We start from the raw sequence: 279 nt of genomic DNA, 5'->3' as shown, positions 1-279 counted from the left end.
TTCTTTAAGGTAAGGAGGTGATCCAACCGCAGGTTCCCCTACGGTTACCTTGTTACGACTTCACCCCAGTCATGAATCACAAAGTGGTAAGCGCCCTCCCGAAGGTTAAGCTACCTACTTCTTTTGCAACCCACTCCCATGGTGTGACGGGCGGTGTGTACAAGGCCCGGGAACGTATTCACCGTGGCATTCTGATCCACGATTACTAGCGATTCCGACTTCATGGAGTCGAGTTGCAGACTCCAATCCGGACTACGACATACTTTATGAGGTCCGCTT

1 rRNA gene is annotated in these 279 nt (G+C 51.3%); it reads right to left on the bottom strand.

The features are described from left to right. Positions 1 to 10: 10 nt before the first annotated feature. Positions 11 to 279, bottom strand: a 16S ribosomal RNA gene (locus OGV57_RS00055); the annotation flags it as partial.

The organism is Citrobacter sp. Cf087, assembly GCF_030334285.1.
GTDB classification, from domain to species: domain Bacteria; phylum Pseudomonadota; class Gammaproteobacteria; order Enterobacterales; family Enterobacteriaceae; genus Citrobacter; species Citrobacter freundii.
This window is presented reverse-complemented; position numbering and strand designations above follow the sequence as displayed.